Annotated in this window: 19 protein-coding genes; 7 read left to right on the top strand and 12 right to left on the bottom strand. The window is 50.5% G+C overall.

Translation table 11 applies throughout. From position 1 onward, the window contains the following. Positions 1 to 278: 278 nt before the first annotated feature. On the bottom strand, positions 279 to 1811 hold the full coding sequence (locus BEN74_RS17535; protein ID WP_068910706.1) for a pyridoxal phosphate-dependent decarboxylase family protein: 1533 nt from the start codon (positions 1809 to 1811) through the stop codon (positions 279 to 281). Position 1812: 1 nt separating this feature from the next. Continuing rightward, complete coding sequence (locus tag BEN74_RS17530; protein WP_068910705.1) at positions 1813 to 3186, bottom strand: diaminobutyrate--2-oxoglutarate transaminase; 1374 nt, start codon at positions 3184 to 3186, stop codon at positions 1813 to 1815. A gap of 474 nt (positions 3187 to 3660) precedes the next feature. On the opposite strand from BEN74_RS17530, the gene BEN74_RS17525 reads away from it, so the two are divergent. Together BEN74_RS17525 and BEN74_RS17520 are read left to right on the top strand one after the other, a co-directional pair. Further along, positions 3661 to 4362 carry an SIMPL domain-containing protein gene (locus tag BEN74_RS17525; protein WP_068910704.1) on the top strand — a complete coding sequence of 234 codons (702 nt, stop codon included), beginning with the start codon at positions 3661 to 3663 and terminating at the stop codon, positions 4360 to 4362. A 265-nt stretch (positions 4363 to 4627) separates the two neighbouring features. After that, a complete protein-coding gene (locus tag BEN74_RS17520) occupies positions 4628 to 5224 on the top strand; it encodes a phosphatase PAP2 family protein (protein WP_068910703.1) in 597 nt (198 codons plus the stop codon). A 73-nt stretch (positions 5225 to 5297) separates the two neighbouring features. Here BEN74_RS17520 and proB read toward each other — a convergent pair whose 3' ends face one another. The 3 genes from proB to BEN74_RS17505 form a co-directional block, all read right to left on the bottom strand. Next, positions 5298 to 6431 carry a glutamate 5-kinase gene (proB, locus tag BEN74_RS17515; RefSeq protein WP_068910702.1) on the bottom strand — a complete coding sequence of 378 codons (1134 nt, stop codon included), beginning with the start codon at positions 6429 to 6431 and terminating at the stop codon, positions 5298 to 5300. A 29-nt stretch (positions 6432 to 6460) separates the two neighbouring features. Beyond that, positions 6461 to 7672: an Obg family GTPase CgtA gene (gene cgtA / locus BEN74_RS17510; protein ID WP_068910701.1), complete on the bottom strand. Its 1212-nt coding sequence runs from the start codon at positions 7670 to 7672 to the stop codon at positions 6461 to 6463. A gap of 270 nt (positions 7673 to 7942) precedes the next feature. Then, a complete protein-coding gene (locus BEN74_RS17505) occupies positions 7943 to 8305 on the bottom strand; it encodes a winged helix-turn-helix transcriptional regulator (protein ID WP_068910700.1) in 363 nt (120 codons plus the stop codon). A gap of 117 nt (positions 8306 to 8422) precedes the next feature. On the opposite strand from BEN74_RS17505, the gene BEN74_RS17500 reads away from it, so the two are divergent. Continuing rightward, on the top strand, positions 8423 to 9295 hold the full coding sequence (locus tag BEN74_RS17500) for an SDR family oxidoreductase (protein ID WP_068910699.1): 873 nt from the start codon (positions 8423 to 8425) through the stop codon (positions 9293 to 9295). A gap of 117 nt (positions 9296 to 9412) precedes the next feature. Here BEN74_RS17500 and BEN74_RS17495 read toward each other — a convergent pair whose 3' ends face one another. The 4 genes from BEN74_RS17495 to uvrB all read right to left on the bottom strand — a co-directional run bounded on the left by BEN74_RS17495 (position 9413) and on the right by uvrB (position 15131). Continuing rightward, a complete protein-coding gene (locus BEN74_RS17495) occupies positions 9413 to 10870 on the bottom strand; it encodes a glyceraldehyde-3-phosphate dehydrogenase (protein WP_068910698.1) in 1458 nt (485 codons plus the stop codon). Between the two features lie 443 nt (positions 10871 to 11313). After that, positions 11314 to 12249, bottom strand: a complete 936-nt coding sequence (gene rarD, locus BEN74_RS17490) for an EamA family transporter RarD (RefSeq protein WP_068910697.1) — start codon at positions 12247 to 12249, stop codon at positions 11314 to 11316. 134 nt (positions 12250 to 12383) lie between these two features. Beyond that, positions 12384 to 12971, bottom strand: coding sequence for a lipocalin family protein (locus tag BEN74_RS17485; RefSeq protein WP_068910696.1), 588 nt, complete (start codon positions 12969 to 12971; stop codon positions 12384 to 12386). A gap of 138 nt (positions 12972 to 13109) precedes the next feature. Next, the gene (gene uvrB, locus BEN74_RS17480; RefSeq protein WP_068910695.1) at positions 13110 to 15131 is read right to left on the bottom strand and encodes an excinuclease ABC subunit UvrB; all 2022 of its coding nucleotides are present in this window, start codon (positions 15129 to 15131) and stop codon (positions 13110 to 13112) included. Positions 15132 to 15432: 301 nt separating this feature from the next. On the opposite strand from uvrB, the gene BEN74_RS17475 reads away from it, so the two are divergent. Both BEN74_RS17475 and BEN74_RS17470 read left to right on the top strand, forming a co-directional pair. Continuing rightward, positions 15433 to 16212 carry a hypothetical protein gene (locus BEN74_RS17475; RefSeq protein ID WP_068910694.1) on the top strand — a complete coding sequence of 260 codons (780 nt, stop codon included), beginning with the start codon at positions 15433 to 15435 and terminating at the stop codon, positions 16210 to 16212. Between the two features lie 127 nt (positions 16213 to 16339). Next, positions 16340 to 17776, top strand: coding sequence for a sensor domain-containing diguanylate cyclase (locus BEN74_RS17470; protein WP_068910693.1), 1437 nt, complete (start codon positions 16340 to 16342; stop codon positions 17774 to 17776). 51 nt (positions 17777 to 17827) lie between these two features. Here BEN74_RS17470 and BEN74_RS17465 read toward each other — a convergent pair whose 3' ends face one another. Continuing rightward, entirely contained in the window at positions 17828 to 18007 is a 180-nt protein-coding gene (locus BEN74_RS17465; RefSeq protein WP_068910692.1) for a hypothetical protein, read from the bottom strand. A 302-nt stretch (positions 18008 to 18309) separates the two neighbouring features. Between BEN74_RS17465 and BEN74_RS17455 the strand changes: the two genes are divergently transcribed. Together BEN74_RS17455 and BEN74_RS19840 are read left to right on the top strand one after the other, a co-directional pair. Continuing rightward, positions 18310 to 19524, top strand: a complete 1215-nt coding sequence (locus BEN74_RS17455) for an MFS transporter (RefSeq protein WP_068910690.1) — start codon at positions 18310 to 18312, stop codon at positions 19522 to 19524. Further along, on the top strand, positions 19517 to 19651 hold the full coding sequence (locus BEN74_RS19840) for a hypothetical protein (RefSeq protein WP_265936568.1): 135 nt from the start codon (positions 19517 to 19519) through the stop codon (positions 19649 to 19651). Before BEN74_RS17455 ends, BEN74_RS19840 begins: the two co-directional genes overlap by 8 nt. Positions 19652 to 19732: 81 nt before the next feature. Here BEN74_RS19840 and BEN74_RS17450 read toward each other — a convergent pair whose 3' ends face one another. Beyond that, a complete protein-coding gene (locus BEN74_RS17450) occupies positions 19733 to 20023 on the bottom strand; it encodes a putative quinol monooxygenase (RefSeq protein WP_068910890.1) in 291 nt (96 codons plus the stop codon). Between the two features lie 483 nt (positions 20024 to 20506). Beyond that, on the bottom strand, positions 20507 to 21691 hold the full coding sequence (locus BEN74_RS17445) for a S1C family serine protease (RefSeq protein ID WP_068910689.1): 1185 nt from the start codon (positions 21689 to 21691) through the stop codon (positions 20507 to 20509). Positions 21692 to 21747: the final 56 nt, after the last annotated feature.

Genomic DNA, 21747 nt, shown 5'->3' with positions numbered 1-21747 from the left:
TATTTGGATTCCGGCTTTTCGTTTTTATAAATTCATTTTAAATTCAATAACTAACACAAATATTTATCTGCAGGAGCTTGCCCGAAGATGCGGCTGGATCTGCAGCATTTCCTGCAGAGCCGCATTAAAAACGGCAATTCCTGCGCACTGACTGGCGCTGTTCCGCCCTATTTTCATGCATCTTTCATCCTGCTGTCATATCGCGGCAATAAACGCCGCTGCGCTTATGCGCCAGCACGGAAAAAAGGCCACCGAAGTGACCTTTTAACTCATCTAAATCACGCGATTGCTGGCGTATAAGTGCCGTCAGCAATTGGGCCTTTAATGCGCTCAGCTTCCGCAAGCACAAGCGCAAGCAGATTCTTCACGTTTTCAAGCGTCGCAACCGGGCTTAAAGTGGTCATTTTCAGAGACTGAACCTGGCCGACTTTAGTCACGCCGATATTGGCTTCGCCGCGCGCAAACAGCTCGTCCGCAACGTTCTGGTTCAGCGTATCCAGCAATTCAGCAGGATAGCCCTCAGGCACTACGCGGAACAGGACAGAAGCGAATTGCGGATCAACCAGCATTTCCAGGCCGTCAGTCGCATTGATGTAGTCAGCAACTTCACGGGTCAGCTTCACGCCATGGTCAATCATTGAACCGTAAAGCTCTTCGCCCAGCGATTCAACAGTCATCCACAGTTTCAGCGCGTCGAAACGGCGCGTCGTTTGCAGCGACTTCGAGACCAGGTTTGGAACGCCATGCTCTTCATCATAGGCGGAGTTCAAATACTCAGCTTCATAATGCATGAAGCGGTAATTCGCTTCGTCTTTCAGCAGGAACGCGCCGCATGAAATCGTCTGGAAATAATGCTTGTGGAAGTCCAGCGTCACCGAATCCGACAGTTCAATGCCGTCCAGCATAGAACGGTAGTCATTTGAAAGAATCAGCGCACCGCCCCACGCCGCGTCGATATGCATCCACGCGCCATATTTGCTGGTGATTTCACGGATTGCTTTCAACGGATCAATCGCGCCGGCATCGGTTGTGCCCGCAGTCGCAACCACGCACGCTACAATCTTGCCTTCAGCCTGCAGATGCGCCATGGTTTTTTCCAAAGCGTCAACGTCCATCTGCGCATTTTCATTTACAGGGACCGTAACTACAGACTGGAAGCCCATGCCCATCATCGCCATGTTCTTCTGCACAGAGAAATGCGCATTTTCAGAACAGATGACTTTGACATTGCGCATCGCGTCGGCAGGAATGCCGTCACGCTGCACAGACCACGGCTTGCCGTTTTCGTCTTTCCAGTTTTTCGCAATACAGGCATCACGCGCCAAAAGCACGCCCATCAGGTTCGACTGCGTGCCGCCGGAGGTGAATACCCCCGCCTGGCCTGCGCCGTAGCCGACTTTCTGACGGAGCCAGTCAATCAGCTGCACTTCCATCAATGAACCAGCCGGGCTTTGATCCCAAGAGTCCATGGACTGGTTGGTTGCATTGATCAGCACTTCAGCGATTTGGCTGGTGACCATGGTTGGACAGTGCAAATGCGCCAGAGAATGCGGATGATGCACTTTCAGGCTTTTATTCAGGAAAAGCTCAACCATACGCTCAAGCGACTTCTGCACGCCCAGGCCTTCTTTGGAAGGATTGAAAGAAATCGCTTCACGCAATTCCTTAATGCTGCCGCCGGTGTACATCTTGTCATTCTGCAGCCATGCTGCGACCGCTTTGGTCGCCTGCTCCATTGCTGACTCATAGTCAGCAATAGATGCAGCATCGTTGCAGAGCAGCGCTTTACGGTGTTCCGCGAAATCTACCATATTATGCGCCTCGAACTGCAACAAGAGCTTCCGCCAGCGCTTTTTTGAAGCGGACGATCACTTCTTCGCACTCAGCCTGATTAATGATTAGCGGGCAAAGTAAACGGATTACTGTGCCGTTGCGGCCGCCTTTTTCTAGCAGCAGCTTGTTGTTGAAGCAAGCTGTCTGGATTGCAGCAGCCAGCTGGCCGTCTGCAGGCAGTGAGCCCATATGGTCTGCAGGCTTGCGCTCATCAACAATTTCAACGCCAATCATCAAGCCGCGGCCGCGCACGTTGCCGATGCATGGGAATTCAGCAGCCAGCTTTTTAATTTCAGCCTGCAGGAAATCACCGCGCTCCTGCGCATTTTGCGCAAGGTTCTGCTCTTTGATGGTTTGGATTGTTGCAAGGCCTGTGCCCATTGCCAGCTGATTGCCGCGGAAAGTGCCCGTGTGGCCAGCCGGCTGCCATGCGTCAAACTTGCGCTTGATGCCCAGCACCGCCAACGGCAGGCTGCCGCCAACCGCTTTAGACATTACAACCACGTCAGGCTCAATGCCTGCGTGCTCAAATGCGAACATTTTGCCTGAACGCGCAAAGCCTGCTTGAACTTCGTCAAGAATCAGCACAATGTTGTGCTTTTCAGTCACTTCACGGATCTTTTTCAGCCATTTCACCGGCGCAGTTACGACACCGCCTTCGCCTTGAATCGCTTCAAGAATCACAGCAGCCGGCTTGGTTACACCGCTTTCTACATCTTCAATGAAGTTTTCGAAGAAGTAAGTCAACGCATCAACGCCCGCTTCGCCGCCAATGCCCAGCGGGCAGCGGTATTCATGCGGATACGGCATAAACTGCACGCCCGGCATCAAGCCGTTCACGGCATTTTTAGCCGACAGGTTGCCGGTCATGGCCAAAGCACCATGCGTCATGCCGTGATAGCCGCCTGAAAAGCTGATCACTGAACTGCGGCCAGTATAGGTTTTTGCAAGCTTAATCGCAGCTTCCGTGCCATCTGCACCAGATGGGCCGCAGAACTGCAGGCAGTATTCTTCCTGTCCGCCCGGAAGCTGTGACAGAAGCGCTTCAGTAAAAGCGTCTTTTAAGGGAGTTGTTAAATCTAAAGTATGCAGAGGAAGGCCACTTGCTAAAGTGTCCTGAATACTTTTAATCACCGCAGGATGGTTATGGCCTAATGCCAGTGTTCCTGCCCCAGCTAAACAATCGAGGTACTTTGTACCTTCAACATCGGTAACCCAGCAACCATGTGCTTCCGCTATCGCTAACGGTAATTTTCGCGGATAACTACGAACATTCGATTCCATCTGACTTTGGCGAGTCAAGTAGTATTCGTTTGTGGAAGTGGTGGCAGGGTTTACAGAAGTAACGCTCATATCGAATTACCATCTCTGATATGGGTTGAAAGAAATAAGTCGGGGGACTTGCAGTCTTTTGACTCGGTGCTTTATAGATATCCAGCCAGCCAGTTTCTGCCCGGCCAACTAGGAAGCCGGATAATACAGTTTTTTTCAGGAAAATAAACAACTTTTGCTGCCTAATTTTCCCAATTCCTGTCAAAAAAACAGATCTCACTTGCCGACAGGGTAAATTATCATCTTACATTGTGACAGCGCAAAGAAAACCCGATTATTTTAGCCTTTTTTAAGCATTCTTGGCATTTATTGTAAATTTCAAACAAATAATTCTGTAAATCTATAATTCTAAAAAATATATAGAATTAATTTTCCGGCATTTACTGATATTATTACTTACAATCTCACCACAATTATTCCGGAAAGTTTCCACATTCAGCGCTTAAGATTTTCACAAATGCTGATAAAGCTGCTTTTACAACAATAGGTTCAATTATGCGCACTTTAGCCCTCTCTACTTTATTTGCAGGCTTGGCCGGCATGGCCCTCAGCGTTAATGCGCAGGCTGCTGATTCACTGAATTACAATGTGGTCAACATTCAGGCTGACGCTGCCCGCCAGGTATCGAATGATGAAATGCATGCCGTTCTGTATATTGAAAAATCCAACAAGCAGCCGGCTGAACTAGCGGCGCAGATTAACCAGCTGATGACTCAAGCGGTAGGCACTGCCCGCAAATATCCAAATGTGAAAATTGAAACCGGCTCACAAAGCACATACCCGATTTATGACAATGACAACCGCAAACTGAAAGAATGGCGCGGCCGCGCCGAAGTCCGACTGGAAAGCACCGACTTTAAAGCCGCCAGCCAGCTGGTCAGCGAACTTCAGCAGAACTTCCAGACTGAATCCATCAACTTCAGCATTTCAGATGCGCAGCGCAAAAAAGTTGAAAATGAGCTGATGGTGGAAGCCTCTAAAAACTTCCAGCAGCGCGCCCAAACCTTGACGCAGGCGTGGAATAAATCCGGCTACAACCTGGTCAACCTGAACCTGAATACCAACAATTACTTCCCGCAGCCGATGAGCATGAGCATGGCTAAATTCGCCTCTGCTGAAGCCATGCCTGTTCAGGATGTTGCCGGCGGCGAATCAAAAATCACAGTCAATGCCAGCGGCACCATTCAATTCAAATAAGGTATCAGCCGTCAGCTTTTTCTGAAACCGCGCAATTGCGCGGTTTTTTATCATCAGCTGTTAACTCCTGCTTCAAGAAATATAATTAACCTGAGTTCAGCTTGATACAGAATCCCGCTTTTCCGTCCCGCACAAAAGCGCAAATTGAATGCAGCCTGAGCAGGCGCAGGGAAATATTTCAGTTATGCTGCATTAAATTACACAGCGGGTTTGCTATTTTGATACAGTTCTTGCCTATTTTCTGGTTATTTTTCATTGTTTTGCCATGTCACTTGATCACTTAAACCTGTATTTATTCAATATTCTGAATGCGCCTGAGCAAGCCTCCCCCTTTATGGTCAATTACGCCATTTTTGCAGCGCATGACCTGATTTATATATTGATGCTCATCTTTGCCGTGCTGTGGCTGCGCGGCAGCGGTCAAGTTAAGAAGCAGATCCTGAAAGCCTTTATCTTTACCTGCGCGGCGCTCTCAGTCAGTGAGATTGCCTCCGCCCTGCTGCATACGCCGCGCCCATTCGTAATGGACGTCGGCCGCACCCTGATTGAGCACTCGCCTACAGGCTCATTTCCAAGCAACCACATGACCATTTTCAGTAGCATCGCCTTTGCTTATTATTTTTCTGAACAGCGCCAAGTCGGCAAATTCCTGCTGATTTTGGCCTGGCTGGTGGCGTGGGCGCGGATTTATGTCGGCGTGCATTTCCCTATCGACATGATCGGAGCATTCTTCCTGGCCTTAGCCGTCAATGTTTCCGGCTTGGCGCTGTGGAATAAATACAAAGACCTGCTGATGGGCTGGGTCATGGCCGTCTACCAGAAAATATTCAATCCGCTGATTCAAAAGGGCTTAATTAAATAAGCCGGCCTATTTTAGGACTAGATACAAATAAAAAAATCCCGCTCGGAAGCGGGATTTTTTATTTTAAACAGAATCAGTAGATGGCCATGTGATTGCGGTGAATCATCTCCAGCGAACGCGCTTCGCCCAGCACCTGATAGACTTTATCTGAAGCCAAGCCTTTCACAATGTCTGCAGAACGGGAACTGAAATTCACCCGGCCCACAGCCACGCGGTGGCCGCTGCCGTCAACGCATTCAACCACATCACCGCGGTCAAAATGACCTTCAACGCCGCGCACGCCCACCGGCAGCAGGCTGCGGTGGTTTTCCTTAATGGCTTTCACCGCACCGTCATCAATCACCAGGCGGCCAGCCGTCTGCAAATGCGCCGCCAGCCATTGCTGATGCGCAGTCATGCGGTCATTGTCTGTAATGAACAGTGTGCCCAGCAGCTCGCCGGCCATTAAGCGCGACAGAACCTTGTCGCTTTCGCCGCTGGCAATCAGCGTCGGACAGCCGGATTTCGCTGCTAAGCGCGCAGCCCGCACTTTGGTCAGCATGCCGCCGCGGCCGAACTTGCCGCCGCCGCCCGCCATATCAAACAGGCTTTCATCCAGTGCGCGCACCGTATGGAACAGCTTAGCATCCGGGTTGGAGCGCGGGTCCGAGTCAAACATGCCCTGCTGATCGGTTAAAATAATCAGCAGATCGGCATGCACCTGACCGGCCACCATTGCCGCCAAAGTGTCATTATCGCCAAAACGGATTTCGTCTGTCGATACCGTGTCATTTTCATTAATGACAGGAATCACCCGCCAGTCAATCAGATTCTGCAAGGCATCGCATGAATTGAGGTAGCGGCGGCGGTCGGCCAAATCATCATGGGTCAGCAGCACCTGCGCGGTCTGAATTTTCAAACTGTCCAGCACACTGGACCAGGTCTGAATTAAGCCCATTTGGCCAATGGCCGCGCACGCCTGAAGACTGGGCAGATCGGTGGGCCGGTTCTCTAGCTTCATTCGAACCATGCCTTCAGCCACAGCGCCGGAAGACACGAGAATAATCTCATGCCCTGCATTATGCAGATCTGCAATCTGTTTCGCCCAGTGCGAAATTGCATCCAGATCTAAGCCTTTTCCGTTTGCTGTGAGTAAAGATGATCCGATCTTAACAACGACCCGTTTGCAGCCCTTAAGCTGACGCTGCCCATCCACCACTTCTATCATCTTGTCCTCAATAGCTCTTAAATCAGAGCTTAACGTACGTAGTACACTTCCATTTCGCCATCGTCTTCGTCATCATCATCGTCCTCGCCCAGTAAGCCGGCAAGGCGCTGCTGACGGCGCATCTCGCGATACGCTTCTTTGGCGGCAAGGGTCTGTTCACGTGTTTCAGCTTCAAGCTGGTCACGGAACGCTTTCATTTCCGCCGCATATTCTGGATCTTCAACTTCGCGCTCACGCTGCTGTTCAATCTGATCCATCAGGTAATACACAACTTCTTTTGTCCCTTCAGACATCAGGCCTGAAGTTTTGAATACCGAGCCTTTCCAGTCCAGTTCTTCAAGAATGTGATTGCACCATTCTTCCTTCGTGTCTTCATCCAATTGATCGAGCTTGTTCAGCACCAGAACAACCGGCAGCTTAGACAAAGTTGGAGAGAATTTTTTCAGCTCTGCCAAAATCGCTTTGGCGTTGTACGCCGGGTCGGAACCGTCAATCGGCTGCACATCCACAATATGCAGCAAGATGCGGGTACGCGCCAAATGCTTCAGGAAGCGGATGCCCAAGCCTGCGCCTTCAGAAGCGCCTTCGATCAGCCCCGGAATATCCGCCATCACAAATGAGCGGTAGCGGTCAGCATCGACAACGCCCAGGTTTGGCACCATGGTGGTGAACGGATAATCCGCCACTTTCGGCTTGGCGGCAGATACTGCGCGGATAAAGGTCGATTTGCCTGCATTCGGCATGCCCAGCAAGCCGACATCGGCTAAAACTTTAAGCTCAAGGCGGATTTCACGGAACTCGCCTTTAATGCCGTGCGTACATTGGCGCGGGCTGCGGTTGGTCGATGATTTAAAGTGGGTGTTGCCCAAACCGCCATCGCCGCCTTTTGCAACTAGCACTCTTTGGCCGTCTTCAATCAAGTCGCCAATAATGTCGCCGGATTCCACGTCCACAATCGTGGTGCCGACTGGAACTTTCAAAATAATGTCTTCACCGCCGCGGCCTGAGCAGTTTGCGCCGCGGCCATTTTTACCGCGTTCTGCGCGGAATCTGCGGGTATAGCGGTAATCAACCAGTGTGCCGGTGTCATCATCCGCCTGAATGTAAACGCCGCCGCCGCGGCCGCCGTCACCGCCGTCTGGACCGCCAAACGGTACGAATTTTTCGCGGCGAAAACTGGCTACGCCATTGCCACCGTCGCCAGCCTCTACGGTAATGACTGCTTCATCAACAAAGCGCATATTGCCAATCCTCTAAAAACTTTAAAAACCGCCTATTCTGCCATATTTTAAAGAATTTCTCGAATAGATTTATTCAGCAAATACTGAGTATTTTTGCTTTCCGCAGCTTCGGCAGCTGCATCATTTGTTAAAAAACATGATTTTGACTGCAGCCTGCCTGCAAAATAAGCGAATTGGCCCTTTGAAAAATCAGCGCTATTTTTTCCTGCTTGCTGACGGCTGCGCCGCGCATGATTCCGCAACGGCTTCCGGCCGGCTTCTAAAGGCTGCTTATTTTTTCCCTTCTAGAATTTCAGGCAACTTCATTTCAATCCAGCCCACCAGATACATGACTTTTTCCGCCGCCTGCGAGCCTGAAATAGTCAGCTGGTATTCCACTTTTGGCGGCACAACCGGATAAACCGTGCGCAGGATAAAGCCGTCCTGCTCCAGTGTTTTCAGCGTTTGCGCCAGCATTTTTTCACTGATGCCTTCAATCCGCTGCTTCAGCTCACTGAAGCGGTGCACGCCATCGCTTAAGCAGCGCAAAACCAGCACGGCCCATTTGCTGGTTAAATGTTCCAGTATTTTACGCGACGGGCACTCGCTGGATAAAACTTGACCTAATAATTTACTCGAAGCATATGCGCTCACTAAATCTCTCCAATGCGTAATTAGCTTACTTTTTGGTACGCACTTACAATTTGTAAGTTAGCAGATTATGATTGCACCATCAAGTACATTTTATCAGCACATCTTAAGGTTAAAATTATGAAAATCGTAATTACAGGCGCAACAGGCCAGCTTGGCCAATTGGTTATTCAGGCACTGCTGAAAAACACTGCAGCGGATCAAATTGTGGCTTTAGTGCGCAATGAGGCCAAAGCAGCTGACCTGAAAGCGCAAGGCATTGAACTGCGCCATTTTGATTATGATACGCCGGAAACCCTAGCGCCTGCCCTTGCCGGCATTGACAAGCTGCTGCTGATTTCAGCCAATGAAATTGGACGGCGCACAGCGCAGCATCGCGCGGTCATTGAGGCCGCGCAGCAAGCCGGCGTGCCTTATATTGCCTATACCAGCTTATTGCGCGCAGACACCTCGACTTTAGGCTTGGCGCAGGAACACCGCGAAACTGAGGCGCTGATTAAAGCCAGCGGCATTGCTTACACTTTCCTGCGCAATAACTGGTACAGTGAAAACTATCTGGCGGATGCCACCCATGCGGCTGAAACAGGCATCCGCTACGGGGCTGCGCAAGACGGGAAAATCAGCGCCGCGCCGCGCGCGGACTATGCCGAAGCAGCTGCCAAAGTGCTGGCTTCATCAGGCCATGAGCATAAAACCTATGAGTTGGCCGGTTCGGAAAGCTTCACCTTAGCTGACTTGGCGCACGCCATCAGCCTGGCTTCAGGCAAAGCTGTCACTTATCAGAATCTCAGTCAGGAAGACTATAAGCACGGCCTAATCCAGGCAGGCCTGCCTGCGGGCCTTGCAGAGGTAATTGCGGATGCAGACGCGCAAACCGCCAAAGGCGCAATGTTCAGCAGCAGCAAAGATTTGGAAAAGCTGATTGGCCGCAAGACAGTTCCGGTCAATGCGCAAGTGCAAGCGCAAGCGCTTTTTCAAGCGCAGAAAAGCTGATGATCTCGCCTGCTTGATCCACAGCGCATGCAAAACTTTAAATCAAAAACAGCATGAGTAAAAAAACCCGGCGGACGCCGGGTTTTTTTACTGCTGAATCAACTCATGCATTAAAAATTATGCATTGGTTTCAGCAGGAATTTTAGGATAGCTTACGCCGCCCATTTGTTCAGCAATGCGCAGCACTTGGCAGCTGTAGCCCACTTCATTGTCATACCAAACATAAGCAGTTAAGCGGTTGCCGGAAGTGATTGTCGCTTGCGCATCAAATACGCCGGCAGTGCGTGAACCGATAAAGTCAGAAGATACCACTTCAGTTGAGTTGGTATAGCCAATCTGGCCTTGCAGTTTCGAGCTGATCGAAATTTGACGGATGTATTCGTTCACTTCTTCACGGTCAACTTCTTTATCTAAAGTCAGGTTCAGAATAGCCAGTGAAACGTTTGGTGTAGGAACACGAACCGAGTTGCCGGTCAATTTGCCTTGCAGTGCAGGAAGCGCCTTAGCAACAGCTTTAGCAGCCCCAGTTTCAGTGATCACCATGTTCAGTGTCGCTGCGCGGCCGCGGCGGTCAGCTTTATGGTAGTTGTCAATTAAGTTCTGGTCGTTTGTGAACGAGTGAACTGTTTCAACATGGCCATTCAGCACAGTGTATTTGTCATGCAATACTTTCAGTGTTGGCGTGATCGCATTGGTCGTGCAGCTGGCAGCAGAGATAATCGTATCTTCATCAAGAATGTCTGCCTGGTTCACACCAAACACCACGTTCTTCATGTCGCCTTTGCCAGGCGCAGTCAAGATGACACGTGCAGCGCCCGGGCATTTCAGGTGCTGTGAAAGGCCTTCAGCATCACGCCATTTGCCTGTGTTATCAATTACTAATGCATTTTCAATGCCGTAAGCAGTGTAATCTACTTCTGCAGGGCTAGATGCATAGATCACTTTGATGAACTGGCCGTTTGCAATGATTGCTTCGTTTTCTTCATCAACAGAAATCGTGCCGGAGAACGGGCCATGGATAGAGTCACGGCGCAATAAAGACGCACGCTTTTCCAAGTCGCCGTCAGAAGACTTGCGCACAACAATGGCTTTAAGGTTCAAGCCGCGGCCCAGGCCTGACTGGCCGATCATCAGGCGCGCAAGGATGCGGCCGATACGGCCAAAACCGTAAAGCACTACATCACGGCCTTCAACTGAAGTCGGGCGGCCTTCAACACTTTTCACTGCAGCAGCGACAAATGCATTTACATCGCCGCCTTGCTCTTTAAAAGCAACAGCCAATTTGCCTAGATCAATTTCAGCTGTGCCAATGTTTTCGATTTTAGCCAAAGCTTCAAGAATCGGGAAAGTGTGAACAACTGAAAGTTCAACGTCCAGCATGCGGGTAAAGCGGTGCGCTTTTAAAATCTGGATCACTGAACGGTTAACTAAAGAACGTCCAAAAACTGAAACAACGATATTTTTTTCACGGTAAAGCTGACCGATCAAAGCGATCATTTGTTCCGCGATTTCTTCACGGTTTTTCCAGCGACCTTGGTGCTCTGCATGTAGGGCGATGATAGTCTCTTTGCTCACAGATACGTCCTCTAATTAGATAGTATGTCTAGGCATAAATTTCAAAACCCGACAATTGTAATGGAATTATCTGCAAGATAGAATCCAAAAGCCGATTCGATGCGCCTATTTTCCCCGATATTCACTATAATTTTATAAAATAGTTGTAATTATTTTTATGATTTTGCTTTTAAAAAGATTTTTACAGGCAGTTTGAACTATTTTTCCGCTTTTTTGTTTATTTGCTCCTTTATCAAACAAATTGATAATAAATAACAGTAATCATCACCAAGTTAAATCAAGCAATTCAATTCACCGCATCACTTTTCCGCCTTGGGCGCCACTGCAGGCTTCAGGCCAAAATAATGGCTGGAGAATGACGCAGCTTAAGCAAATAAACTGCAGATGCGCGGGTTCGCCGCCTTGCCCTAATCCTCCGCAAGGCGGCTTGCCTGAAAACAGCCCTATTCAGACTCCAAGCGCTTCTGCACATTTTCAACGTTGCGGTTCAGCATGTTTGCATTGCGCTTCTGCCGAATGAGATGCAGGCAGCCTTCTATCACCAGCAGAACCACCGCCAGCCAAATGGGAATATAAGTCAGCCATTCAGATGCCTCCACGCGCTCCCCCATCATAATTGAAGCGAAAGCCAGCAAAACCGGCTCCAGATAGCTCAGCAGGCCGAAAATCACAAAAGGCAGATAGCGGCTGGCCAGTATGTAGCTGCCTAAGCCCAGCGCGCTTAAAAAGCCCAAGCCAATCACCGCCCAGATCAAATGGCTGTAATCCAGCAGCAGCGCCATGCTGTCGCTGTAAACAAAGCCTAAATAGCAGGCTGCCGGCAGAATTAAGAATAAATCCCACCAGAAGCCGCCCAAGTGGTCGGTTTTCAGCGCGCGGCGCATGAAGAAGTACAAAGGATAGGCCAACGCCACATACAGCGTTTCCCAGGCAATGCCGCCGATGCGCCATATTTCATGGCCAACACCCAGCACCGCCAATGCAACGGCCGCCAGCTGCCAGCGGGTCAGCTTTTCTTTATACAGCACACAGCCGACCAGCACCATCACCAAGGGCAAGAGGAAATACCCCAGCGACACCTGCAGGCCGCGCCCGTTAATCGGCCCCCATAAAAACAGCCACAGCTGAGTGGTGCAGAGCACCGAGCTGAAAATCAGCCACGGCAGCATCCACGGCTGCCGGAAGATCCGCTTAAAAATGTCCGCAATATGCTTTAATTCGCCGGACTTCCACATAAACAGGGTTAAAAACGGCAGTGTTGCCAGCATGCGCCAGGCAAAAGTCTGCTCACTGTCCAGAGGCTTTAAAAACTGGGTATAAAAATACAGCACCCCAAAAGTGGCCGATGCCAATACTGACAAGGCAACGCCCTTATACATCTCTCACCTCTAAATTTACTGCGTCAGCATCCATGCTGCAGCGCCTGAGTTTTCAAGCAGGCTGCATGCAGGCGTTTCCGCAAAGGAAAAACCATGCCTAAGCATGGTTTTGAATAATAAGCTGAAAATCGAACTTACTTTCCGTTCTGCTTAGTCCGGATAAGGTCTTTCAGGTCATAGCCGGCTGATTTTGCATAATCCAAATATTCATCAACCACCTGCTGATCGGGATGCGGCGTGCGCGACAGCACCCATAAGTATTTGCGGCGCGGCTCACCGACCAGAACGGTCTGATAGTCGTCATCAATCTTTAAAATCCAGTAATCGCCGCGCCCGGCAGGCAGCCAGCGCACGGCTTCCGGCAGAAAACTGACTTTCAGCTTGCTGTTAAACGGCGCATTCTGCACAAAAGCTTCCCCCACCGAATGCACCTGCTTGCCGCCGGCCATCGCGCAGCGGTTATCCACCTGCAGATTGCCGTTTTCATTCAAGGTATAGGTTGCCGTGACATCACGCTCGCATTTATTCTGGAAAGGCATCGGCTTGCGCGCGACTTCGTACCAGACCCCTAAATATTTGTCCAATTCAATTTTTTCGGCCACCGGCAGCGGCTTAGCCTGCGCATAAGCCATCGCCGCCATGCCCAAGCCAACCAAAATCGCGCCACCCACGGCAATTTTCGCCAATTTCATCCCCGCATTCGGGAGGTTTTTCGCTGCCATAATTCTAATACCCTCAGCGTCATGTTTTCACGTTTTAATCACAAGCGATGATTTAAGATAGCGCGTAAAAAACATCCTGACTGTCTAGGTTATGTAATGATTTTCAATAAGTTTTAAAAACCGCTTCCGCAAGAAATCCTACTGCAGCATATGCAATTTCAAGCGCAGAATTTCATCGCGCAGGCGGGCCGCCTGTTCAAACTGCAGCTCTTTTGAGGCTTTCAGCATTTCCTTTTCAAGCTTGGACAAATGCTTGGCGAACAGTTTCGGATCAGACATTAAATGGCGCTCATCCGCGCTGAGGGCTTGCGCCTGGCCAGCAATTTCCGCGTCAATTGGATCTTCATACAGCGCTTCACCGTCATCCAGGTCTTTCACCACTTGGCGCACAGCGCTGCGCGGCACAATGCCGTGCTCCTCATTGAAAGCAATCTGCTTGGCGCGGCGCCGGTCAGTTTCATCAATAGCTTTCTGCATGGAATCGGTCATGCGGTCCGCATACAGAATCGCTTTGCCGTTCAGGTTGCGCGCGGCGCGGCCGATGGTTTGAATCAGCGAGCGCTCTGAACGCAGGAAGCCTTCCTTGTCTGCATCCAGAATGGCGACTAAGGAAACTTCCGGCATATCCAGCCCTTCACGCAGCAGGTTGATGCCGATCAAGGCATCATGAATGCCGGAACGCAGTTCATGAATGATTTTAGTGCGCTCTACGGTATCGATGTCCGAATGCAGGTAGGCGACTTTTACCCCGTATTCCTTTAAATACGCGGTTAAATCTTCCGCCATGCGCTTGGTCAAGGTGGTCACCAGCACGCGCTCATTCAGCGCCTTGCGGTTATTGATTTCTGACAGCACGTCATCCACCTGAGTCAGCACCGGACGGATTTCAATTTCCGGATCAATCAGGCCGGTCGGGCGCACCACCTGCTCTACAATCTGTTCTGATTTTTCCAGCTCATACCTTGCCGGCGTCGCGCTGACGTAAATTGTGGCGGGAACAATGCGCTCCCATTCCTCAAATTTCATCGGGCGGTTGTCCAGCGCGCTGGGCAGGCGGAAGCCGTAATTCACCAGATTTTCCTTGCGCGAGCGGTCGCCTTTATACATGGCGCCAATTTGCGGCACAGTCACATGCGACTCATCAATAATCAGCAGCGCATCATCCGGCACATAGTCAAACAGCGTCGGCGGCGCCTCGCCGCCCGGCCGGCCAGACAAATGCCGCGAATAGTTTTCAATACCGTTGGTATAGCCCAGCTGCTGCATCATTTCCAGATCATAGCGCGTGCGCTGCTCAATGCGCTGCGCTTCCAGCAGCTTGTCATTGGCGCGGAAAAAGCCCAGCCGCTCTGTCAGCTCTTCGCGGATGGTGCCAATGGCGCGGGTCAGGTTGTCTTTGGGCGTAACATAATGGCTTTTCGGATAAATGGTGACGCGCGGCACTTTGCGGATCATTTTTCCGGTCAGCGGGTCAAACCAGCGGATCGAATCCACCTCGTCATCAAACAGCTCAATGCGGATGGCATGCTGATCCGATTCCGCCGGGAAAATATCAAGAATTTCACCGCGGATGCGGTAGGTGCCGCGCAGGAACTCCAGCTCATTGCGGCTGTACTGCATTTCCACCAAGCGGCGGATAATGTCGTCACGGTTCAGCCGGTCACCCTGCACAACATGCAGCAGCATGCTCATATAGGCGTTGGGATCGCCCAGGCCGTAAATGGCTGACACGGACGCGACAATAATCGCATCGCGGCGCTCCAGCAGCGCGCGGGTGGCGGAAAGGCGCATCTGGTCAATGTGGTCATTAATGGAAGAATCTTTTTCAATAAAAGTGTCCGAAGACGGCACATAGGCTTCGGGCTGGTAATAATCATAATAGCTGACGAAGTATTCCACCGCATTGTTGGGGAAAAACGCCTTGAATTCACCGTACAGCTGCGCCGCCAGCGTTTTATTATGCGCCATGACAATGGTCGGGCGCTGCGTCTGCGCAATCACATTGGCCATGGTATAGGTTTTGCCTGAGCCGGTCACCCCCAGCAGCAGCTGGTCACGCAAGCCCTTTTCAACACCTTTGACTAATTTTTCGATGGCCTGCGGCTGGTCGCCGGCTGGCGCAAAATTGGTGACTAATTCAAATGGCTGGCTATCACTCATAATATTCGGCTAATCCGCTGCTGATTCATATCAACTTTATGAGGGCAAATGTGACTGATGCAATGCTGAAACTGAATTGTTTTTCAATTCCGCCAAACTGGCCGGCTGCGGGCTGCCCCGGCACAGCGGCGCAGCTCCAGCTTTTAGCGCATCAAAGGCGCTGACTGATTTCAAATCCAGCGTTCACCCTCAACTGCTTGCAATAAATTCTTTTAAATAATAAAAATAACTGTGTTCATGACTTGACCAAGCGCCTAAGCAATTGCACCATGATATAAAACCTCAGCTGAAGTGAATTATAATGACTTACCATTATCATGACGAAAGCATCGTTAAAAGCTTGCCTGAAGATACAGTCTTTGTTTTTGGCAGCAACATGGCGGGCACGCATGCCGGCGGCGCCGCAAAGACAGCGCATCTGCACTTTGGCGCGGTCAAAGGCGTAGGCCGCGGCTGGGCCGGGCAAAGCTTCGCCATTCCCACCATGAATGAGCATCTGCAGCAAATGCCGCTGTCGCAAATCCAGCATTATGTTGACGACTTTAAAATTTATACCAAGCACCATCCGAAAACCAAATATTTCCTGACCTCTGTCGGCTGCGGCGTGGCGGGCTATACAGTTGAAGAAATCGCCCCGATGTTTAAAGGCATTTCACATAATGTGATTTTCCCTGCCTCATTTCGCCCTTTTGTAGAAAAAGCCCTGCCGAAGCTGACGCAGCGCTTCCTGCAGGCGGTATTTACCGATCAGGTGATTTTTGCTGCCCAAGCCGATGAAGTGATTGAAGCGCTGGATTTATCTGACAATGAAAAAAGCGCGGCTAAAATTATTTTAAACACGCAGATTTACCCGACCGACAGCAATGGCCGCGACCGCATCTTTGAAATTGAAGATATTTTATATGCCCTGAAAGATAAAGGCTTTGCATGGCAAAACGATGCTGAAGGCGCAAAGCTGTTCGGCAGCGTGATTCTGGCCCTGCTTGAGCTGTACGGCATTAACGAGATGGATTTTGCCGATGTCTGGCTCGGCAAGCGCGAGATTGCTCCGCCCAAGTCCGCCAGCCGCGCGCGCAAATAGCCTCCTGAAAAGCCAGCCAATCTTGATTGGCTTTTCTATTTCTTCAGCTGCTTCGGCAGGGTCAGCATACAATATAAAAATTATCTTTTTTTGCTTTGCTAAAGGCATATTGAAATAGAGGCCGAAAATGATCCCGAATGATAATCCAATTTTTCATATGTCGCCCATTCCCTTATGGCTGGAAGACTTCAGCGAGGTTAAAAAGCAGCTGGACTGCTGGCGCGGGCAAGGCGTGCAGGACTTGCGCCAGCACCTGCGGGACAACAGCGCTGAAGTGCTGGAATGCGCCAGAAAAATTAAAATCATTCAGGTCAACCGCCGGACGCTTGAGCTGTATGAGGCCAATCACTTCGAACATTTGTGTGAAAATTTAGGCCGGATTTTTCAGCAGGACATGCTGCTGACGCATATTGACGAGCTGGCGCAGCTGTGGGAAGGCAAAACGCACTTCATCAATACCGCAGTGAATTACACCATTGCCGGCAAGCGCCTGGATATTCAGCTGCGCTGCACCATTTTGCCGGAATATGAGCATGACTGGTCGCAAGTCCTGATCAGCACTGAAAATATCACCCCTTATCAGAATGCCCGGCGCTTAGCGGAAAAAAACCGCCAGCTGGCGGAAGCGCGCTTCAATTTCTCCCCGACTTCGCTTTGGGTTGAAGATTTCAGCAGCATCAAGGCCAGGCTGGATCAGCTGCGCGCCATCGGCATTGATGACTTCAGCACTTTTCTGGATGTGCATCCGGACTTTATCCAGCAGTGCATCAAGGACATTGTGATTACCGATGTCAATCAGGCGACTTTGAATTTATTCGGCGCGCCAGACAAAGACACCCTGCTGAAAAATACCCACCGGATTTTCAGCAATGAAATGACCCAGACCTTCAGGAATCAGCTGATTGACCTGTGGAAAGGTAAAATTCATCATCAGCATGAAGCGGTAAATTACGCGCTGGACGGCAGTATCCGCCATGTGCTGCTGCAGTTCACGGTTTTCCCCGGCTATGAAGACACATGGAGTACGGTGCAGGTTGCGCTGGTGGATATTACCGCGCGGAAAAAAGCCGAAAATTATCTGGAATATTTAGGCAAGCACGATGTTTTGACCAAGCTATTCAACCGCACATTCTATACCGAAGAGGTGAACCGGCTGGAACGCAATCTGCAGCGCCCGGTTTCCTGCATTTTTATTGACCTGAACGGCCTGAAGGAAATTAACGACCATTTTGGCCACGATGCGGGAGATGAGCAGCTCAGGCGCATGGGGAACGTGCTGACACAGCTGATTCAGAATACTCAGTACACTGCGTCTAGAATCGGCGGCGATGAATTTGTGGTGCTGCTGCCGAATGCGGATGAGGCTTCACTGCACAGCAGCCTGCAGAGCCTGCGTGAGCTCATGATCATCGATAACCAGTATCACTCCATCCATCCCATCAGCCTGTCGGTTGGCCATGCCAGCTCCAGGCCGAATGAGCGCATTGAAGATACTTTAAGGCGCGCAGACAAGCATATGTATATGCAGAAGAAACAGTATTATGCACGGCTGAATCCGCAATAGCGGGCGCAGCTGGGCATAAAAAAACCTGCATATTCTGCAGGTTTTTTTTAATCAGCGCTTACCCATGGAGCGGCGCGTGCCGCGCGGCGGCATCCATGTGCGGTCAGCGTAGTTTTCAGGTTTCGGACGCACCTGATTATGCGCAGAATCTTGCTGTGCCTGATCAGCGCCAGCTATAGGAAACGGCAGTTTCACGGCAGCTTTTTTCTTGGGAGGATTTTGGGTGCTCATCTGATTCACTCAATCAATACTGCGCCTATTGTACAAAAAAATCGGTGCGGATGTGAAATGCTTTCAGCTCTTTTCTGCCTCTGCTGGCGCGCCTCCAGCAATCCGGCAAGGCGAAGCGCAGCCATTCAGCGCCCGGATAACCCGCTCAAACCAGCGCATTGAGCCTGCTTCAAAGCCGCCTTTTTCCGCCATGCCCGCCGCATGCACGCATAACAAAATTTTATCACATGGTGAAATTTATTTAATCGCTTCTGCAGAATTAATCGAATAACATAGGCTTACCGCGCAACGCATGGAAGCTTATGACCGACAGCCGTTTTTCCCGACCCCTTATTTACATGCTGATTGGCAGCGCCATTATTTTGGCTTTGTCACTGGGCATCCGCCATGCATTTGGCCTGTATCTTGTGCCCATGAGCCATGAATTCGGCTGGGGGCATAATGTCTTCAGCTTGGCTATTGCCATGCAGAATTTAATTTGGGGCGCCGTGCAGCCGATTACCGGCGCATTTGCCGACAAATACGGCAGTAAAGTGGTGGTTGCGGTTGGCGGGGCTTTATACAGCATTGGCCTGCTGCTGATGGCGGTCAGCTCCACCGGCGCGCTGCTGAACTTCAGCGCAGGCTTGATTCTGGGGCTGGCGCTTTCCGCAACATCCTTTCCGGTGCTGCTTTCCGCCGTGGGGCGCGCTGCGCATCCGGACAAGCGCAGCATGGCGATGGGGATTGCCAGCGCAGCCGGATCTTTCGGCCAGTTCATTATGCTGCCCTCTACCCTGCTTCTGCTGCAAAACATTGGCTGGTCGGCAGCCCTTGCAGTCAGCGCGGTTTTAGCTGCCTTAATTGTACCCTTGGCCTGGATGCTGAAAGCGCCGATGTATGCAGCGCCCAGCGCAAATCCGGCGCAGAATAAGCCCAGCCTAAGCTTTAAAGACATTTTAATTATCGCCAAAAACCATAAGCCGTTCTGGTTTCTGGCGCTGGGCTTTTTTGTCTGCGGCTTTCAGGTGGTTTTCATCGGCATTCACCTGCCCGGCTATTTAATTGATCATGGCTATAGCGCAGCCACCGGCACTGTTTTCCTGGCCTTAGTCGGCCTGTTTAATATTGTCGGCACTTACAGCGCCGGCTGGCTGGGCGGAAAATTCTCCAAGCCGCATTTGCTGATGTGGCTGTATGGGCTGCGCGGCATCACAATCATAGGCTTTTTAACGCTGCCTTTAAGCCTATGGACAATTTACGCATTCGGCGTCATCATGGGTTTATTATGGCTGTCAACTGTGCCTTTGACCAATGGCATCGTCGCCAATATGTTTGGCGTTAAATACCTGACCACGCTCAGCGGCATTGTATTTTTCACCCATCAGATCGGCTCGTTCTTCGGCGGCTGGCTGGGCGGCCTGAACCATGACATAGCCGGCAACTACAATATGATTTGGGCCGGCTCTATTGTACTGAGCGTATTTGGCGTGCTGGTGCATCTGTTTGTAACTGAGGAGCATGTGGTTCATGACTGATTCAATGCTTGGATTAAAGCTGGCAATTGCTGGCGCTTTAATTGCATTATTCGCGCTGGCAATCGCTTTATGGCTGCAAACACCGCAGCTGTTTGAATACTTCAATCAAGCTTTTTGCGCGCATTAAGCGCCCATGCAAGGCTGATTCCGCATCGGCCTTGCCAACTCAGGCTCAGGATTTACCCGCCAGCCAATCAATCTTTACAGCTTAAAACCCTAAGCTGCTCATATGAGTAAAGCGCCCTTGCCGGGTCTGATACTGGTCAATCTGGGGCACCAATCTCTGGAAATGCTCAGACTCAACATGCGCATCTAATGCTGCGCGGCCCGTCCATTCTTCAACAAAAATGAAATGGCCTTTCAGCTTAAGGTCATGGTGCAGCTCATAGGAAATGCACCCTGGTTCAGCCCGGGTCTTTTCCACCAGCTCTTGGTATAAAGGAAGCACAAGGTCAATTTTATCTTCCTGTATAAAGTCTTCCGCAATCAATTTCAGCATATTCAACGCCAGATCATCCATCAGTTTTCATCATAGTAAAGAACCGCCCTGTTTTTCCATTACTTTTAATAGCTTTGGCTGCTTTTGCAGTGCAGCTGCTGCAGCGCTCAGGCTGCATCCAATAGACATTAAAACTGTAAAAGAACTCATTTCACTGCAAAACGCATCTGATAGCCAAGCTCAGTCAGCTCCGCGGACAGATAGCGGATATCCTCCAGAGGCAGATGCTTTGGCCGGACGGGACAGCTGCGCATAAAAAATCCCCCGCATTGGAGTAATGCTGATCAGTTAAGCGTAATTTCATGATTACTGATTGATAAATCTCCCCTAACCCCTCTTTGAAAAAGAGGGGAACTCCCTTTAATTCAATACGGTGTTGAATTTCGAAACGCTCCCTCCTTTGAAAAAGGAGGGTTGGGGAGGATTAAAAATGCTTAACTGACTGGCATTACCGCATTGGAGGGATTCTTTACTTAGCAGCAATCAGCGCGGCAATGGAATATATTGCGACTCAGCATTTTGCTCCTGCGCTTTCCTTTCGGTAATGGTCACCGGCAGCGTCATCGGCTGTTTGTCGCGCTCAATCGACACTTGAACCGTGCTGTTCGGCGCCTGCAAAGCGACATAATTGATTAAGTGCGATGCTGAAGTAATCACTTCATTATTCACTTTCAAAATTTTATCGCCGCGCTTCAGGCCGGCTTTGGCAGCCGGGCCATTCGGCTGCACATGCGCCACAATGACTCCCTGCTCTTTCGGCGCAAAGACATTTTCCTGCTCAATTGGCAGCAGGCTGATGCCTAAGTAGCCGCGCACAACACGGCCATCTTTTAAAATCGCATTCAGCACTTGCTGGCAGATTTTTGCAGGAATGGCAAAACCGATGCCCAATGAGCCGCCGGATTGCGAGAAAATTGCCGTATTCACGCCAATCAGGTTGCCCGCAACATCAATCAGCGCGCCACCAGAGTTGCCCGGGTTAATGGCTGCATCGGTCTGAATAAAGTCTTCATAGGTATTGATGCCCAAGTCTGAGCGCTCAGTTGCAGAGATGATGCCCTGCGTTACAGTTTGGCCCACGCCAAACGGATTGCCAATCGCCAGCACAACATCGCCGACTTCATTGCCGCTGAGCTTGAACGGCAGCACAGGAAGCTGATCCATTTCAATTTTAATCACCGCAAGGTCGGTATCCGGGTCTGTGCCGACCACTTTGGCTTCGGCCCGGCGCCCGTCATTCAATGCCACAATAATCTGATCAGCCTGAGCAATCACATGATTATTCGTCAGAATATAGCCGTCTGGGCGCACAATCACTCCTGAACCCAAGCTGTTTTCATTCGGGTCCTGCTTCAGCTGATCCGGCAGCTGATTGCCGAAAAACTCGCGGAATGCCGGGTCATTCAGCAAAGGATGATCCAGCTGCTTGACTTTCTGCGTGGTAAAGATATTCACAACCGCCGGCGCTGCCACTTTAACCGCTGCGCTGTAAGACACAACGCCGCCTGTGCGCGAAGTGTCAATCAGCGGTTCGACTTTTTCTGCAGGCAGTTTCACCCCGTCTGGAGAAACAGGCGCTTTGGGCTTCTGCAGCTGCTGCCAGCCCAAAAAGCCAATAATAACAACTATCAGCAACACCCAAGGTAACCAAGTAAACGTCCGGCGCACGGCTGTATCCTCTAAAATTTTTTATTTGTTGATGGTTCAATCATTTAAGCCGTATT

It is taken from the genome of Acinetobacter sp. WCHAc010034 (assembly GCF_001696615.3).
Taxonomy (GTDB): domain Bacteria; phylum Pseudomonadota; class Gammaproteobacteria; order Pseudomonadales; family Moraxellaceae; genus Acinetobacter.
Note: the sequence above shows the minus strand (reverse complement) of the source record. Positions and strands in the feature narration are given on the sequence as shown.